Genomic DNA, 17,097 nt, shown 5'->3' with positions numbered 1-17,097 from the left:
CTACCAAAAAACATTTATAAACCTAGCTTATCATAAATAAATACAAAATATTATTTACTAGTGCCTGCAACGCTGTTAAAATTTGGCCGCAATTCCTTATCTTAGATCCACATGTGAGAAGTTGCCAAAATGCTTAGAATCGCTAAAGAAGCTCTTACCTTTGATGACGTACTTTTAGTACCTGGTCATTCTACTGTTTTGCCACACACGGCAAATATTTCAACTCGCTTAACGCGTGGTATCAAACTTAACTTGCCGCTCATTTCAGCATCTATGGATACTGTTACAGAAGCTCGTTTAGCTATTGCCCTCGCGCAGGAAGGTGGTCTTGGTTTTATTCATAAAAACATGACCATTGCAGAACAAGCGAAAAATGTTCGTAAAGTTAAAACCTATGAAGCAGGTATTGTTTCATACCCTGTTACAGTAACCGCCGATCTGACTATTGCAGATGCCGTTGAGCTGTCTCAGGAAAAGGGATTCTCAGGTTTTCCGGTCACCGATAGCGAAAATAACCTTGTAGGTATCGTAACTAGTCGTGATATGCGCTTTGAAACTAAGCTTGAACAGCCGGTTTCAACAGTGATGACGAAAAAAGAAAACCTAGTAACGGTTAAAGAGGGCACCGCTCGCGAAGATATCTTAAGCTTAATGCACGAACACCGCATTGAAAAGATTCTTGTGGTTGATGATGCGTTTAAACTTAAAGGCATGATCACCGTAAAAGATTACCAAAAAGCACAAGACAAACCAGATGCATGTAAAGACGAGCAAGGTCGTTTACGTGTAGGTGCTGCGGTAGGTGTTGGCGCAGGTACTGATGAGCGTATTGCTGCATTAGTTGAAGCCGGTGTTGATGTACTACTAATCGATACTTCTCATGGTCACTCTCAAGGTGTTATTGACCGTGTTGCAGCGACTCGTCAAGCTTACCCAGATTTACAAATTGTTGCGGGTAACGTGGCAACTGCCGAAGGTGCTATTGCCCTTGCAGATGCCGGTGTTGATGCTGTTAAAGTAGGTATCGGCCCAGGTTCTATTTGTACTACACGTATTGTTACTGGTTGTGGTGTACCACAAATAACAGCTATTTCAGATGCGGTTGAAGGCCTTAAAGGTCGCGATATTCCAGTGATTGCCGATGGCGGTATTCGTTTTTCTGGTGATATTGTAAAAGCATTGGTTGCGGGTGCATCGTGTGTAATGGTTGGCTCTATGCTCGCGGGTACTGAAGAAGCTCCGGGTGAAGTTGAACTTTATCAAGGTCGCTACTACAAGTCTTACCGTGGTATGGGTAGCCTAGGAGCGATGGATCAAAAAGAAGGTTCATCAGATCGCTACTTCCAAAAATCAAACCAAGCTGACAAGTTAGTACCTGAAGGTATTGAAGGTCGTGTTGCTTATAAAGGACCAATTGCAACCATTATTCACCAACAAGTGGGTGGTCTTCGCAGTGCAATGGGTTTAACCGGTTGTGCCACCATTGAAGAGCTAAACACTAAGCCACAATTTGTACGTGTTACTTCTGCTGGTATGGGTGAGTCGCATGTTCATGATGTGCAAATCACTAAAGAAGCACCGAACTACCGTTTAGGCTAATCAGCCTTAACAACTTGAAATAAGTGGGCTAACCTTTGTTAGCCCTAATATAGTCACACAGCTTAAGCTGGTGGCGTTTAGCACCTGACTTTACGAGATACTTCATGAGCAAAGACATTCACGATTCACGAATCCTCATTTTAGATTTTGGTTCACAATACACGCAGTTAATTGCCCGTCGCGTACGCGAAATTGGTGTTTACTGTGAGCTTTGGGCTTGGGATGTAACCGAAGAGCAAATTCGCGAGTTTAACCCACAAGGTATTATCCTTTCAGGTGGCCCAGAATCAACTACGCTTGAAAACAGCCCGCGTGCTCCTGAGTATGTATTTAATGCTGGCGTACCCGTACTTGGTATTTGTTACGGTATGCAAACTATGGCAACGCAGCTTGGCGGCCGTGTACATAGCTCAGATAAAAAAGAATTTGGTTACGCACAAGTTGAAAAAGTGGGTAACTGTGCATTATTTGATGCAATTGAAGATCATATTACTGATGGCGGCAATGGCGTACTTGACGTGTGGATGAGCCACGGCGATAAAGTAATGGAAATTCCAGATACTTTTAAAACTACTGCTAAAACATCTACTTGTCCACATGCGGCAATGTCTAACGAAGAAAAACGTTTTTACGGCGTACAATTTCACCCAGAAGTAACACACACACATCAAGGTCAACGCTTATTAGAACGTTTTGCTATTGATATTTGTGGTTGTGAAAAATTATGGACGCCAGCAAAAATAATTGATGATGCTATTGAGCGTATCAAAGAAACCGTTGGCGACGACGAAGTTATTTTAGGCTTATCAGGCGGTGTAGATTCATCGGTTGTGGCGATGCTTATTCACCGCGCTATTGGTGAGCGACTAACCTGTGTATTTGTAGATAACGGGCTACTTCGTTTAAACGAAGGCCAACAAGTCATGGACATGTTTGGCAATAAGTTTGGTTTAAACATTGTAAAAGTAGATGCCGAAGATCAATTCTTAAATGACTTAGCAGGTAAATCAGACCCAGAAGATAAGCGTAAAGCCATTGGCCATACGTTTATTAACGTATTTGATGAGCAAGCTAAAAAGCTTAAAAACGCAAAATGGTTAGGCCAAGGTACAATTTACCCTGACGTAATCGAATCAGCGGCCTCAGCGACTGGTAAAGCGCACGTAATTAAATCGCACCATAATGTGGGCGGCTTACCAGATGATATGCAAATGGGCTTAGTAGAGCCATTACGTGAGTTATTTAAGGACGAAGTACGTAAAATTGGTTTAGAGCTAGGTTTACCGTACGACATGCTTTACCGTCACCCATTCCCAGGGCCAGGTTTAGGTGTGCGTGTACTTGGCGAAATCAAAAAAGAGTACTGTGATTTATTACGCCGCGCTGATGCTATTTTCATTGAAGAGCTTCACAAAGCAGAGCTTTACCATAAAGTAAGTCAAGCGTTTACTGTATTCTTACCGGTTAAGTCGGTAGGGGTTATGGGTGATGCACGTAAGTACGATTGGGTTGTTTCACTTCGTTGTGTAGAAACCATCGACTTTATGACTGCGCGTTGGTCACATTTACCGTATGAGTTCTTAGGTGTTGTTTCAAACCGCATCATTAATGAAATCGACGGTATTTCTCGTGTTGTTTACGATATTTCAGGTAAACCACCTGCCACTATCGAGTGGGAATAATCCTCCCATTGCTATAATTAAGTAATAACTAACGGCGAATTAGCATGCTAATTCGCCGTTTTGTTTATTTAAAAAGCAAACAAACCGAAAAGTTGAATTTTTACTTTACCTTTGTCAAAAGGTCTTTATAATTCATCGTCATTGCAGGGGCGTAGTTCCAATTGGTAGAACAGCGGTCTCCAAAACCGACGGTTGGGAGTTCGAATCTCTCCGCCCCTGCCATTTCTTCTTTACATCGTTTTGATTACTTCCTATATTATTCATCTTACTAATTCCATCGAGTCGTTATGCATTCACGTTACGCATCTGTTTTTGGTATAGAAAAGCTTGAACTTAATCAACACTTTCGCCCAGCTCAGTCAGAGCAGTCAGCTAATTCATCGTTAATACTCAGTGATACATTAAAAGATGATATTGAGCGTGCATTTGCGCCTGTAACAATTAACAAGATTGTTAAGTCATCAACTATTGAGTTTAATGAGCAACGATTAGGCTTGCCTGATTCCACCCTGTCCAGTGCACAAAAACGTGCGTTATGGGCATTAATGAGTGAACACCTTGATACACTTTAAGTCAGTTACCGATGAGAATATCAATGAGCTAATGGCCATTGAAACCACTTGCCACACACATCCTTGGACATTAAAAACGATGCAGTCGTGTTTGCAGGGCCGCTATTTTAATTTAGCCGCGTTCGACGACGAGCAAATGATAGGTTTTTACATTGGTGAAAAAGCAGGGCCCGATTTTACCTTAATGGATATTTGTGTTGCTCCGAGCTTTCAGGGGCAAGGGTTTGCTCAGCAGTTATTAACGCAGTTTATAGCTTATGGTGAGCAACACAGCGCTGAAAACTTATTTTTAGAAGTCCGCGAATCTAATACGCGGGCTATTGCTTTGTATGAACGTGCGGGCTTTATTGAAATGTCAGTACGTAAAAATTATTACCCCAGTGATGCACCCAATAAAAACGGCTTTGAAGACGCGATTTTAATGGGCATGGCACTGGGTTTAAATTTTTAACGATTACTTATTAGCGATGGCTTGCTCTATTGCAGCAATAAGTTCTGCTACGCACTTTTCTCTTTGTGGCATATCATTACCTTTTAAACTGTGTTCAACCGCTGAAGCGCTTTGGTAAATTTCATCAAAGTTAAAACAACCAGCGCTGCCCTTAATACTGTGGGCAAGGGCGCGTAGTGTCTCGCAATCTTGGCTGTTATATAGGGTTTTTATCTGTTGCAAATAATCTGGCAAACTTGCTAAATAGTTTGCGTTTATTTGCTGAAACTTTTCGCTCTTCAATAAGCTATCCCACTTATTTTGGTTATCACGCTCAAGGTGTAAATAGCTAACTAATACATTTTCTAGTGCGTCTTTATCAATAGGTTTTCCCAGCGCTTCATCACAGCCTGCTTCAAGGTAAGTATCAATATCATGATTCATCACATTCGCGGTTAGGGCGATAATTGGGCCATCGTAGGCTGCATCTCTAAGCATTTTAGTCGCTTCTAACCCACCCATAACCGGCATTTGCATATCCATGATTATAAGCTGGTAGTCGTTTACTAATGCCATTTCTACAGCTTGTGCACCATTGTTGGCTATATCGGGCTCTAATCCCCATGTTTGTAATAGCAATTTAATCAATAACTGATTATCGGGGTTATCTTCTGCGACCAAAATTTGTGCATCAAAGCTGTTGCTCGCAAAAGATAGCTGCGGATCCTTTTCTGGTGTTAGTTGAGAGTGTTCGGTTAATAATAAATTGCCGCCAAGGCTATTATTCAAATGGCAATCTATATCGATAGTAAAGCAACTACCCACGCCCACCTCACTGGTTACACTTACATCCCCACCTAACAATTGAGCCAAATTTTTTGATATACACAGCCCCAATCCCGTACCACCAAACCGACGTGTCGTTGTGGCATCGGCTTGCTCAAATGGCGTAAACAATCGATTAATTTGGTTTGACGACATACCAATGCCGGTATCTTCTATAACAAAGGTAAGCGTTTTTGGTGCTTGGTATTTAGCGGTTATAGTAACCTGACCTTGCTCAGTAAATTTAACCGCATTACTGGCAATATTAATGAGTATTTGCTTTAAGCGAGTAATATCACTATTAATAGTATGCGGTAGCGGAAGTGTATAATTAATTGTAAATGATAGCTGTTTCTCTTGTGCTAAAGGTTTAATGATTGATTCAACATCATGAATAAGCTGTACAACATTTAGCGGCGTTTTTTCAACCGCGAGTTTTTCGGCTTCAATTTTTGAAAGATCGAGAATATTATTAATAAGCTCTAACAAATGTTTTGAATTACGTAGAATAGTACCTAAATGGTGTTTGTCATTGGTTGCTTTTTCGCTGTGCAGTAGTTGCTCTGTAAATCCCATAATAGCTGTAAGCGGGGTGCGAATTTCATGACTCATATTGGCTAAAAAGCGGCTTTTAAGCTGGTTTGCTTGTTCTGCTTGGGCTATGGCGGTTTCAAGCTTGCTGTTCATCGATTCAAGCGCCTTAGTCCGGCTTTCTACTTTGTCTTCTAAGTGATGCTTATATTCTTCAAGTTGCTGTTGATAATGCTTAATTTGGTTAATCATGTGATTAAAGTCGTTAAACAGTATCCCTACTTCATCCGTAGTATAAGCAGGTAGTGTAACAGAGAGATCGCCATCACCAACGCGATGACTTGCTTCACCTAATAATTCTATTGGGTTAAGCAGTAAATTACGCACCACAATAAAAATTAAGATTGGGAGGGTGATCACAGAAATAATTACAATTAGCCCGGTGATCACACTAATTGCTTTACCCGATTGATATAACACCGCTTTAGGAATAGTCGACACATAATAGTAGCCGCCACTCATTTGGGCGGCAAAAATTAGTCGCTCTATTTTATCAACACTTGAAAGCTCAATAGTTGATAAGCTACCTATATCAGCTAGATCGTTAATTTTATTTAATTCATATTTAGTAACATAGTGGCCGCGCATTTTATAATCAGAGCTAAATAAAATTTTACCATCGCTGGCCAGTAATAAATTTAAGGTGTTGTTATAAGGCGCTTCTAAAATACTGGTGTTTAAAATAGAGGGGTCTACTTTAAGAATAATAAAGCCTAGCTGTTGTGGGCGTTTTAAATAATAGTCGACGCTATATATACGCTGTACAAAGTATAAATTGGTGGTGCCATCTTCTTTTTGCACCATAAACTGCTGCTGACTTAAATTACTTTGTTTTACTTGATCAAAAAATGGGTAGGATTTGGGCGCTACGGTTAAATTACTGGAGTAATAGGCGTCACTTTTACCGGTTTTTGAGACTAAGTTAATACTAATAATGTCAGGGTAGGCTTCACTGTAACTGGCAAATACGTCCATTAACGCGCCAAGGCGATAGGTATAGCTGGCGTCTTCAAATAAATCTTTAGCTAAAAAGTCACTTAGTACCGGTGAAGCAGAGAGTAACTTAGCCGTTGCATGAAAAGAATCGATATAGTTGAATACTTTTTGCTGCTGTTGTTCTACAAAGCGACTCATGATCAAGTCGGCTTGTTTTTGCGTGGAGTTGGTTACATTAGTGAGCGTAAAGCCCCCTAAAAATAACAACGGCAGTATAACCAGTGGAGTTATATACCATAATAATCGAATACTTAGCTTACTGGTTTTCATTACCCAACATCAAATCTTCCATGTAATTGACCAATAATATGATTTACAGCATTATTACTCAAGCTTGGTGTTAAGTTAGTGGGCAATTTATATCGATATTGTTAATAATAATTGGAAACACCAATATTAATCGCTTCATTAAAAAAGATCCGTTAATAACTAACCATTGATTGTTTATAGCGCCAAGATCAGCGAAAATAGTCTTCAATTACGATTAACTTAACGGATAGCATCACAAGAACTAATTTGGGTTCTTGTTGGGGTATGTTGAGCTTTAGAGGTTAGCTTGTTTTTAGCCTTAAAAGCTCAGCATACTAAAATATAAATACATCCGTATATCAACTAAAAGAACCTTTTTAATGGCAGACCAAAATCTCCTTAGCGAAATTAATAAACGCCGTACCTTTGCGATCATCTCGCATCCGGATGCGGGTAAAACCACTATCACTGAAAAAGTATTGTTATTCGGACAAGCAATTCAAAAAGCTGGAACGGTTAAAGGCCGTGGTTCTAATCAGCATGCTAAGTCGGATTGGATGGAAATGGAAAAAGAGCGTGGTATTTCTGTTACTACCTCTGTAATGCAATTTCCATATAACAATGCGTTAGTTAATTTACTTGATACCCCAGGACACGAAGACTTCTCTGAAGATACATACCGAACTTTAACCGCGGTAGATTCGTGTTTAATGGTCATTGATGCTGCTAAAGGTGTAGAAGAACGTACCCGTAAGCTAATGGAAGTAACACGCCTGCGTACCACGCCTATTGTTACCTTTATGAATAAATGTGACCGTGATATTCGCGACCCAATGGAACTACTCGATGAAGTAGAAACAGAGCTAAATATTGCCTGTGCACCTGTTACTTGGCCCATTGGCTGTGGTAAAGAGTTTAAAGGTGTTTACCATATCCATAACGAAGAGACCATTTTATATAAAACGGGTCAAGGTCACACTATTCAAGAAGTACGCAGCATTAAAGGGCTCGATAACCCTGAGCTTGACCAAGCCATTGGTGATGAACTTGCAGCGCAATTACGTGACGAGTTAGAGTTGGTTATTGGTGCATCACACGAATTTGATTTAGATCTATTCTTAGCGGGTGAGTTATCGCCTGTGTATTTTGGTACCGCACTTGGTAACTTTGGTGTAGATCATGTTTTAGATGGGTTAACTCAATGGGCGCCAACCCCATTACCACGTGAGACTGAAGATCGCCAAGTTGTAGCCACAGAAGAAAACTTCACTGGGTTTGTATTTAAAATTCAGGCTAACATGGATCCAAAGCACCGCGACCGTATTGCCTTTATGCGTATTGTATCGGGTAAATATAGCCAAGGCATGAAAATGAATCATGTGCGTATCGGTAAACAAGTTAGTATTTCTGATGCGGTAACCTTTATGGCGGGCGATCGTGAGCGTGCGGCTGATGCTTACGCTGGTGATATCATTGGATTACACAACCACGGTACGATTCAAATTGGTGATACTTTTACCCAAGGTGAAAAAATTAAGTTTAGCGGTATTCCAAACTTCGCCCCTGAACTGTTCCGCCGAATTCGCCTGCGCGATCCATTAAAACAAAAACAGTTATTAAAAGGGTTGGTACAGCTTTCAGAAGAGGGCGCAGTACAAGTATTCAGACCATTAATTAATAATGACTTAATTGTAGGTGCGGTAGGTGTGTTGCAGTTTGATGTGGTTGTAGCGCGTTTAAAAGCTGAGTACAACGTTGATGCAATTTACGAAAGCGTTAATGTAAATACAGCCCGCTGGGTTAGCTGTGATGATGTTAAAAAGTTTGAAGAGTTTAAGCGTAAGTGCGAAAGCAACTTAGCACTCGATGGTGGCGATAATTTAACTTACATCGCGCCGAGTCGTGTAAACCTTAATTTGTCGACTGAGCGTTACCCTGAAGTGACATTTAACCACACGCGTGAAAACTAGAACTGACCAACTAGAATTAACACAAAGCCTGCTTTGGCGGGCTTATAAAGGTAAATAATATAATGAATATTCGTACTATTTTAGTAGAAAAAGCCATTGCCGCTATGACCGCCGCAGGCCTACCAGAAGATACTAACCCAGCGGTTACGCAAAGCACACGTCCACAGTTTGGTGATTACCAAATTAATGGCGCGATGGGCGCAGCTAAAAAAATGAAAAGTAACCCACGTGAATTGGCGCAAAAAATTATTGATCAGTTAGATGTAAGCGACATTGCCGAAAAAACTGAAATTGCTGGCCCTGGTTTTATTAATATTCACTTAAAGCCTGAGTTTTTAGCACAAAGCGTACAAGCCGCTAATAACCACGCAAAACTTGCAGTAAACGAGCACCCCAAACCACAAAAAGTAGTGGTTGATTACTCATCGCCTAACCTTGCAAAAGAAATGCACGTAGGTCACTTACGCTCAACTATTATTGGTGATGCGGTAGTACGCGCACTTGAATTTAGAGGCGATACCGTTGTACGTCAAAATCACATGGGTGATTGGGGCACACAGTTTGGCATGTTGATTGCGCATTTAGAAGATCAAATTAACCAAGGTGTTGATTTAGACACTGTTGCGCTTGCTGACTTAGAAACCTTTTACCGCGATGCTAAAAAGCGTTTTGATGACGAAGAAGGCTTTGCCGATAAAGCACGTAACTACGTAGTTAAACTGCAAGGTGGCGACGCTCACTGTGAAAAACTGTGGAAACTATTTATTGCCACTTCAGTGAAGCACTCTGAAGAAGTATACAAGCGTTTAAATGTAACCCTTACGCCTGCCGATATTATGGCTGAAAGTGCTTATAACAGTGAACTTAACGATATTATTAGCCTATTAAAAGATAAAAATATTGCAGTAGAGTCGCAAGGCGCACAAGTGGTATTTTTAGATGAGCTGGCAAATAAAGACGGTGAGCCTTCAGCGTTTATCGTGCAAAAATCAGGTGGCGGCTTCTTATATGCAACCACAGATTTAGCCGCGTGTGATTACCGTTCAAACAAACTAGGCGCTGAGCGTATTTTAATATTTGTTGATGCGCGCCAGAGCCTTCACTTTAATCAAGTGGAGCTTACTGCGCGTAAAGCTGGTTTATTACGTGATGAAACCAGTTACGAGTTTTGCCCATTTGGCACCATGATGGGTGCTGATGGCAAACCATTTAAAACCCGTACAGGCGGCACGGTAAAATTAGCTGATTTACTTGAAGAGTCAATTACTCGCGCAGCAGCTAAACTCGCTGAGCGTGAATCAGATTTATCTGACGAAGACCGTAGTGAAATTGCACGTAAAGTGGGTATTGGCGCAGTTAAATATGCTGACCTTTCTAAGCATCGTACCAGCGATTACATCTTCAACTGGGACAGCATGCTAAGCTTTGAAGGCGCAACAGCCCCTTACTTACAATATGCGTATACGCGTGTTCGCAGTATTTTCCGTAAGTCAGGTGTTGATGCTGCAAGCTTAAAGGCTGATGTGAGCATTATTGAGCCGCAAGAGAAAACGCTCGCGCTTAAATTATTGCAGTTAGAAGAAGTTCTTGATCTGATGATCAATGAAGCCACACCGCACGTATTATGTGGTTACTTATACGAACTAGCTAGCCTATATATGACATTCTACGAAGCTTGCCCAGTACTTAAAGAGGGCGTAGAGCCAAGTGTTCGTGATAGTCGTTTAGTGTTGTGTAATTTAGTGGCAGATACGCTGCGCACAGGCTTAGATCTACTAGGTATCGAAGTCATGGAGCAAATGTAATCACCGTCGTATTTTAATCTAATACTGCGTTGTCCACTCGACTGACCCTAATCACATACAACTACGTATGCTCATAGGGATAAGTCGAGTGTCCGCCTTATCTTAGACTAAACTACTTAGGTGAGCGTCTGCTGCGTGTAGTTCGCTTTAGCTGCGTTGGTAAAATTATTTAGCCTAAGTCACATACAAACCGTATGCTCCTTGACATAAATAGTTTTACCGCCTTGCTAGCACGCCTACACTTGCAGATAATTTTATATTGACACTGTTCGGAATGTTCACCAATTTTGTAGCTGATAGCTTTTAAAGAAGGATTTGATATGAAACTCGAAGATATTCGTCGTGAATACCTGCAAGATGCGCTTAGTGAAGACAACTTGCTTGATGATCCGTTTAAGCAGTTTGAAACGTGGCTTGAGCATGCTGTTGGTAGTAACTTGCCTGATCCTACAGCAATGGTGGTCGCTACGGTCGATGAAACCGGTCAGCCTTCACAGCGTATTGTGTTGCTAAAGCATTTAGATGATAACGGTTTTGTGTTTTTTACTAATACCGGTTCACGTAAAGCGCAAGAACTAAAAGGCAATAACAAAATTTCCTTGCACTTTCCATGGCACCCTATGGATCGCCAAGTAATTGTGTATGGTGAAGCGCAGCCATTACCTACATCGGCTGTTGCTAAATACTTTTTATCTCGACCTAAAGAAAGTCAATTAGCCGCATGGGCGTCGCAACAAAGTCGTCCAATTTCGTCGCGTAAAGTGCTAATGGAAACCTTTACCAACATGAAAAACAAGTTCGCTAAAGGTGAAATTCCGCTCCCTGACTTTTGGGGCGGGTATTGTGTTGTGCCGCAAAAAATCGAGTTTTGGCAAGGCGGAGCGCATCGTTTACATGATCGCTTTATGTATCTGCGTCAAGCCGACAATAGCTGGCAAATAACCCGCTTAAACCCTTAGTTGGCTACTGGTTTTGCAATTTATAGACTCACACTGTCATCTCGATTTTAGTGAGTTTGATACAAATCGGGAATCGCTTATTAATGCCTGTGTAGCAAAGGGCATTAATCAATTTATTGTGCCAGGCATTAGCTTGGCGCAGTCTCAAAAACTACTCGAGTTTAAAGCAACCTACCCACAAATTAGAATAGCTGCAGGGCTACATCCTTATTTTTTAGAGCAACATCAGCAATCGCACTTAGAATCACTGTATAACTTTGCTAAAACAAACAAAACTCAGCTTGTGGCTATTGGGGAATGCGGGCTAGATCGCAGTATCGAAAACCTTGAAAAACAAACCTTTCTGTTTGAGCAACAAATAGCGCTTGCTAATGAGCTAGAGTTACCGCTGATTGTGCATCACAGACAAAGCCATGATTTAATAGCGCAATCGTTTAAGCGTTGTAAACCTAAGAATGGCGGTGTGATCCATGCTTTTTCAGGCTCAATACAACAAGCACAGTATTATATAAAAATGGGCTTTAAGCTTGGAGTGGGTGGGGTTATCACCTATGAGCGGGCTGCTAAAACTCGTGCGGTTGTAGCAAAGCTTGAGTCACAGCATTTAGTGCTGGAAACTGACTCACCTTCAATGCCGCTAAATGGTTATCAGGGAGAAATAAATACCCCATTGCATATTCCTAAGGTGTTTGATGCGCTCTATGCTTTAAAGTCAAATAGCGATAAATATCGATTAGCTGAGCAGCTTTATGATTCGTGCTCTGACGTTTTTTGTATATAACGATTTACTTGCCAGCGTTTTAACCCTCGGCCTAATTGCCAAGTAAAAATACAAGCAATCACTAGCATAAGTAATACTTGGCGGCCTAAATCGTGAAAATGATTATGGCTTGAAGATACCGCAGCACGCGTTAAATAGGTAATAGATACAAAGCCAATAGGGCGATTGTCGTCAGAAATAACTTGTTCAACAAACGGTGTTTTTAACTTACTAATGCCAGGCGATGAGTCTGGTAGTAAGCCATATACATGATGTGATTGCCAATTATCGCTGCTTGCAAGCACTACACCTTGTTTATCATAAATGGTGGCTGAAAGAACAAACTCATCTTTACTGATATTGTTGCACAAGGTGGTGAGCTGCGATTTGTTTTTCTCTATCAGCGGGTTTTTGGCATTCAGTGCCATAAACTGAGTGAGTGACTTGGCTGCACTATCAGCACTATCATATAGTAGTTGATGGCTTTGAAAGCTACTGTTTATTCCTACCCAGCTTAATAATACAAAGCAGCCAGCGGCCAATAATAAACGAATTAGACGCTTTTTTTGCGAGGCTGTAAGTGGATTTTTAAGATGGTTATTTTTCATAGTCACCGTTTATGCTGCTGACAGCATTTTGATTTGATGTTACAACTACACTATAACCCTAAATCCCCCCTGATGGCGAATTTTGTATCTCATATCCTTATTATCAATGAGCTAAATGTCAGGAAATATAAACGGAGATCCCATGTCGAACGCGAACATGGCACAGCAAAGCGCTGAGCTATTATCATCATCACTTATTCTTAATAAATGGTTTAGCTACCAACAAGGTGTTTTTACACCACTAAATACAACACCAAACAGAAACCACGGGTTATTTAGTATTGCCTTTGGCGGTGATTTTAATATTCAGCATATTAATAGCATTATTGAGTTCTTTGCGGCTCACCAGCAAAAAGTAACGGCTATTTGTCAATATCAGCCAGATTTAGGGTTATCTCCGGCATTATGTTTTTATATAGAAAATGCAGAGCGTGTAATAAATCCACTTGAACTTCAAACTTTTGCAAATACCTTGGCGTGTCAGTTAGTGCAAGTAACCTGTCCCCCTGATTTACAAAAACCTGGGTTATTAGTAATGGATATGGATTCAACAGCCATTACTATTGAGTGTATTGATGAAATTGCACGCTTGGCGAATGTATATGACGAGGTTGCCAGCGTGACCGCGCAGGCAATGGCAGGCAAGCTTGATTTTAGTGAAAGCTTATATCAGCGTGTTGCTAAGCTTGAAGGCATTGAAAAGAGTTTAATTGATGAGCTTAAAAGTACACTGCCTTTAATGCCCGGTATTAAAGCGTTATGCCAAATTTTAAAACACCATGATTGGTATTTAGCGATTGCATCGGGCGGTTTTGTGCCGTTTGCTGAGCGAGTACAGGAGCTGATTAATTTAGATGAAGTGCATGCCAATGTGCTTGAATTTAAAGACGATAAACTAACAGGTAAAGTGTTAGGTGGGATTGTTGATGCTGAGCAAAAAGCGGTTGTTTTAAACTCGCTACAACAAAAGCTGGGGCTTGAAAAATGCCAAACGGTTGCCATTGGCGATGGCGCAAACGATTTAAAAATGATGGCTCAAGCTGGCTTAGGCGTTGCTGTACATGGTAAACCAAAAGTAGTTGAGCAAGCCCAAGCAGCTATTTGCCAAGGCTCGTTATTGCAACTGTTATATATGCTGGCGGTTCCGCTAAACACATCAAAGGTTTAACGTAAACGATTTAACCAGATGAGCTTTCGTCTAGACATTTGCTCAACCTGTTGTTGGTTGAGCGCTAAATGCTCAAGCGCTTCATCACTGACATCAATAATATCGCCAACACCTGATACAGACCACAAAGCATCCTCTAAGTCTTTGGCCTTGTGAATTGCGTATTGGCTGACGTATTTTAGCTCGTTTGCTAGGTAGTCAGTATCGAGTCGACCAGTGCGTGAAATATATAAACGCATTATAAAAATCAGCTCAGATTTAAGCCCTTTTCTTACTTGCTGTTTAAACTCGCTGCAGTCAGTACCTAAAACACATTGGCTGGTAATAGCATCCGCTATATTATCTTTTTTAGGATCAAAGTTAATTATTAAACTAAACTCTAATGGCGGATCTTGGCGGGTACGCTCTTTAATATTAGGGGTGATCACATCAATAATATGCGCTTTAGTAATAATATCCGATAAGTCTGTTTTAGCATTTAATAAGGAAAAATTTTGCAAAATAATATGCAGTGGGCTTGGATATAAACCAAATCCCATAGCGCCAATTTCAAAATGCGCCATTGATTTATGTAAATAAATCGGAAACTGGCAAAGCGTTTTGGTTACCATATTTCTAAGTGCTGTAGAAAGCCCGGGTACTTTAGGTGATTCTTCTGCTACTTTTAATTTTTGTTTATTGCTACTTATTAAAAGAGTAAAAAAATCGACCCCAGTATGAGATGAGCCTTTATCTACATACGCTTTCAAATTAATGGTAGTCAGCGATTTACTCACAGCCATTACTTCATATTGAATAAGATTTAATGAATAGTTTTTAGTAATTTTTTGCAAATCAGGAAATGATAACGAAACAATATCGCCTTTTTTAAAGTTCACTTCTTGATTGCACTCTAGCTGTAAGCCAAATATTGAAAAATCACGGGTATGCCCATGTAATACCGCATCACGAGTATTAATCACAACATTAGTTTTGTATAAATAGCGTTTATTAGAGCGAAGATTTACATACTCTAGAGGCACAGTATTAAGTTCCGGTGGCGATGCGTGCTTACTGTGGCCAAAATATTTCAATTTATTGGCTAAGGCTTTATCAAATTCATATTGTTGATAATGTTGTTGTTCATGCTCATTACCAACTTGGGTAAGTAGCATTAAATACTTAACGTCTTTTATTGCGCCTTCAACACGTGGTGAAGGTGGTTTATTTAGTTTTTCAATATCTTTGCCTAAAGAGTTAGGTAAAGATAAAGGAATATAAGCATCTTCAGTATGACTCGGCATTAGTTGTAATTTAAAGCAGCGCCAACTGTCTCTTCGGCTACCAAAACCAAAAAATAACGCTTTTAATTTTGCTTGTTGCTCAAGCTCTGAGCGAGTGGCTGAGTAATAATAAATTTTTCCTGCAGAGACATGGGTAAAGGTATACAAATACTCTTCTTTTACTGCAATCGGTTTTAGCGCCAAGGTACGAATACGCTTATGATTTAACACATTGTAAAGGCATGATTTTTTGCGTTCATCAGTAAAATAACGCTGAATAAATAAACTGTTTTCAGTAGTTAAGCTCAGGCTAGGATAATAAACGCCGTTTTGCTGGCTAATAAAAACATATAAAGAATTAACCCTAGGTATATAATATTGTTCATACCCTTTAGAAATAACTGCATCGAGGGTGTTATCTAAATTCACTTTATAACGGCGTTTATTGCCATGAATAAAGCTTTCTAAAAAACGATCAAACGCGCTGTTATTTTCTTCAAATGTACGCTTCAAGCGGATATGATTAAATTCTTCTGAGGTGTTTTCTATTGCAACGACTTCATATTTAACGCCACTTTTGAGGCCAAGCTGAAAATCTTGCTCTAAGCCTACTAGGTGCATATTTATAAGCTGACCTTTTTTTAAGCGATAGCGCGACGCTAACTTAATTTTACAGCCACTGATTGAAATATCAGAGGTACTTGCATCGATTTTTGCTTGTCCGTCATACTCAATAGTAATTTTAATTGAGTAATTCATCCGCTCTTCACTGCGATTTTCATAAGCTGCAAATTTAATTACATCGGTAGACAATTCGCGCGATGATTCAATTTCTTTAGGTGGGGTAGTCGTTGATTTTTGTTGTAATACGCGATAATTATTTTCGGTATTCATTACCGCTTCGTATACTGCAAGAGTGTAATCTTTATGTTGTTTTATAGCCGCTTCAAATACTTCAATAGCGGTGTCATCCATAAAGTGCTGCTTGCCTTTGTATTCATAAGGTTTTACTTGACCAGTGACTAAACTACGCAGATCAATAAAACGGTCTATCGGCTGAGATAAACGCGACATTTCCATTTTTATTAAAAACTGCTCGGGTTTAGTTAACTCGGCGGTTTTTGTCTTGAAAATGAGATCAAATTTAGGATTTCCTAAATACTGTTTTAATTCATCTACAAGCGCTTCATGCTTAAGCAATACGTCATCAGCCATTTATAAATCGTCACCGTCTAATTTAAAAAGTAGGTATACTGTTACAATTCTTTATTAGAATATTTAATAAATCGAATCTCGCAAAGCCGCCAAATGCGGCCATAATACTATGCGTAACTATACTTTGTTTTTAACCTGAACTCCGGATAATAAATCCATCTCAAGCAGCTATTTTCAGCGCTAACTGCGTTGAGTTTACTTGCAATAGGCTAGCTATTGACGCGTAATTTCGCCTTGTTTTCACTAAAAATCTCTAGCTAGAGAAAAATAAGCACAAATATCTATTTTGACTCAATATGTTAGTAAATATCTTAACCAGAGTTCAGGTTATTTATTGTTATTCTCTAATAGCCAATTAATTGGCAAGGGTTAATTAGTTTTTTAAAGCAAGAAACATGCCCTAAAG

12 protein-coding genes and 1 tRNA gene are annotated in these 17,097 nt (G+C 40.0%); 10 read left to right on the top strand and 3 right to left on the bottom strand.

Features of this window, described 5'->3' with window-relative positions:
* Nucleotides 1-129 precede the first annotated feature (129 nt).
* The 5 genes from guaB (at nucleotide 130) to rimI (ending at nucleotide 4,304) form a co-directional block, all read left to right on the top strand.
* On the top strand, nucleotides 130-1,599 hold the full coding sequence (gene guaB, locus FHG08_RS00230; RefSeq protein ID WP_008110278.1) for an IMP dehydrogenase: 1,470 nt from the start codon (nucleotides 130-132) through the stop codon (nucleotides 1,597-1,599).
* Between the two features lie 104 nt (nucleotides 1,600-1,703).
* A complete protein-coding gene (guaA, locus tag FHG08_RS00225; protein ID WP_010387703.1) occupies nucleotides 1,704-3,281 on the top strand; it encodes a glutamine-hydrolyzing GMP synthase in 1,578 nt (525 codons plus the stop codon).
* 145 nt (nucleotides 3,282-3,426) lie between these two features.
* A tRNA-Trp gene (locus tag FHG08_RS00220) sits at nucleotides 3,427-3,503 on the top strand.
* Between the two features lie 65 nt (nucleotides 3,504-3,568).
* Nucleotides 3,569-3,853: a hypothetical protein gene (locus tag FHG08_RS00215; protein ID WP_178956489.1), complete on the top strand. Its 285-nt coding sequence runs from the start codon at nucleotides 3,569-3,571 to the stop codon at nucleotides 3,851-3,853.
* Nucleotides 3,840-4,304, top strand: a complete 465-nt coding sequence (gene rimI / locus FHG08_RS00210) for a ribosomal protein S18-alanine N-acetyltransferase (protein ID WP_171039644.1) — start codon at nucleotides 3,840-3,842, stop codon at nucleotides 4,302-4,304. The genes FHG08_RS00215 and rimI overlap by 14 nt, the downstream gene beginning before the upstream one ends.
* A gap of 3 nt (nucleotides 4,305-4,307) precedes the next feature.
* Here rimI and FHG08_RS00205 read toward each other — a convergent pair whose 3' ends face one another.
* Nucleotides 4,308-6,965 (bottom strand): ATP-binding protein, encoded by a 2,658-nt coding sequence (locus tag FHG08_RS00205; RefSeq protein WP_178956488.1) that lies wholly within the window; start codon nucleotides 6,963-6,965, stop codon nucleotides 4,308-4,310.
* A 359-nt stretch (nucleotides 6,966-7,324) separates the two neighbouring features.
* Here FHG08_RS00205 and prfC point away from each other — a divergent pair, with 359 nt between their 5' ends.
* The 4 genes from prfC to FHG08_RS00185 all read left to right on the top strand — a co-directional run bounded on the left by prfC (nucleotide 7,325) and on the right by FHG08_RS00185 (nucleotide 12,459).
* Nucleotides 7,325-8,914, top strand: coding sequence for a peptide chain release factor 3 (prfC, locus tag FHG08_RS00200; RefSeq protein WP_010387708.1), 1,590 nt, complete (start codon nucleotides 7,325-7,327; stop codon nucleotides 8,912-8,914).
* Nucleotides 8,915-8,976: 62 nt separating this feature from the next.
* The gene (gene argS, locus FHG08_RS00195) at nucleotides 8,977-10,719 is read left to right on the top strand and encodes an arginine--tRNA ligase (protein ID WP_178956487.1); all 1,743 of its coding nucleotides are present in this window, start codon (nucleotides 8,977-8,979) and stop codon (nucleotides 10,717-10,719) included.
* 320 nt (nucleotides 10,720-11,039) lie between these two features.
* Nucleotides 11,040-11,678 carry a pyridoxamine 5'-phosphate oxidase gene (gene pdxH, locus FHG08_RS00190; RefSeq protein ID WP_178956486.1) on the top strand — a complete coding sequence of 213 codons (639 nt, stop codon included), beginning with the start codon at nucleotides 11,040-11,042 and terminating at the stop codon, nucleotides 11,676-11,678.
* 13 nt (nucleotides 11,679-11,691) lie between these two features.
* The gene (locus tag FHG08_RS00185) at nucleotides 11,692-12,459 is read left to right on the top strand and encodes a TatD family hydrolase (protein WP_138608772.1); all 768 of its coding nucleotides are present in this window, start codon (nucleotides 11,692-11,694) and stop codon (nucleotides 12,457-12,459) included.
* Here FHG08_RS00185 and FHG08_RS00180 read toward each other — a convergent pair.
* Entirely contained in the window at nucleotides 12,426-13,046 is a 621-nt protein-coding gene (locus FHG08_RS00180) for an AhpA/YtjB family protein (protein WP_138608770.1), read from the bottom strand. The two genes, FHG08_RS00185 and FHG08_RS00180, sit on opposite strands and share 34 nt — an antisense overlap.
* Before the next feature lie 142 nt (nucleotides 13,047-13,188).
* On the opposite strand from FHG08_RS00180, the gene serB reads away from it, so the two are divergent.
* Nucleotides 13,189-14,214 carry a phosphoserine phosphatase SerB gene (serB, locus tag FHG08_RS00175; RefSeq protein ID WP_178956485.1) on the top strand — a complete coding sequence of 342 codons (1,026 nt, stop codon included), beginning with the start codon at nucleotides 13,189-13,191 and terminating at the stop codon, nucleotides 14,212-14,214.
* Here the strand turns inward: serB and FHG08_RS00170 are convergent.
* Nucleotides 14,211-16,691 carry a PilZ domain-containing protein gene (locus FHG08_RS00170; protein ID WP_178956484.1) on the bottom strand — a complete coding sequence of 827 codons (2,481 nt, stop codon included), beginning with the start codon at nucleotides 16,689-16,691 and terminating at the stop codon, nucleotides 14,211-14,213. The genes serB and FHG08_RS00170 overlap by 4 nt on opposite strands.
* Nucleotides 16,692-17,097: the final 406 nt, after the last annotated feature.

Source organism: Pseudoalteromonas sp. Scap03, assembly GCF_013393115.1.
GTDB lineage: Bacteria > Pseudomonadota > Gammaproteobacteria > Enterobacterales > Alteromonadaceae > Pseudoalteromonas.
This window is presented reverse-complemented; position numbering and strand designations above follow the sequence as displayed.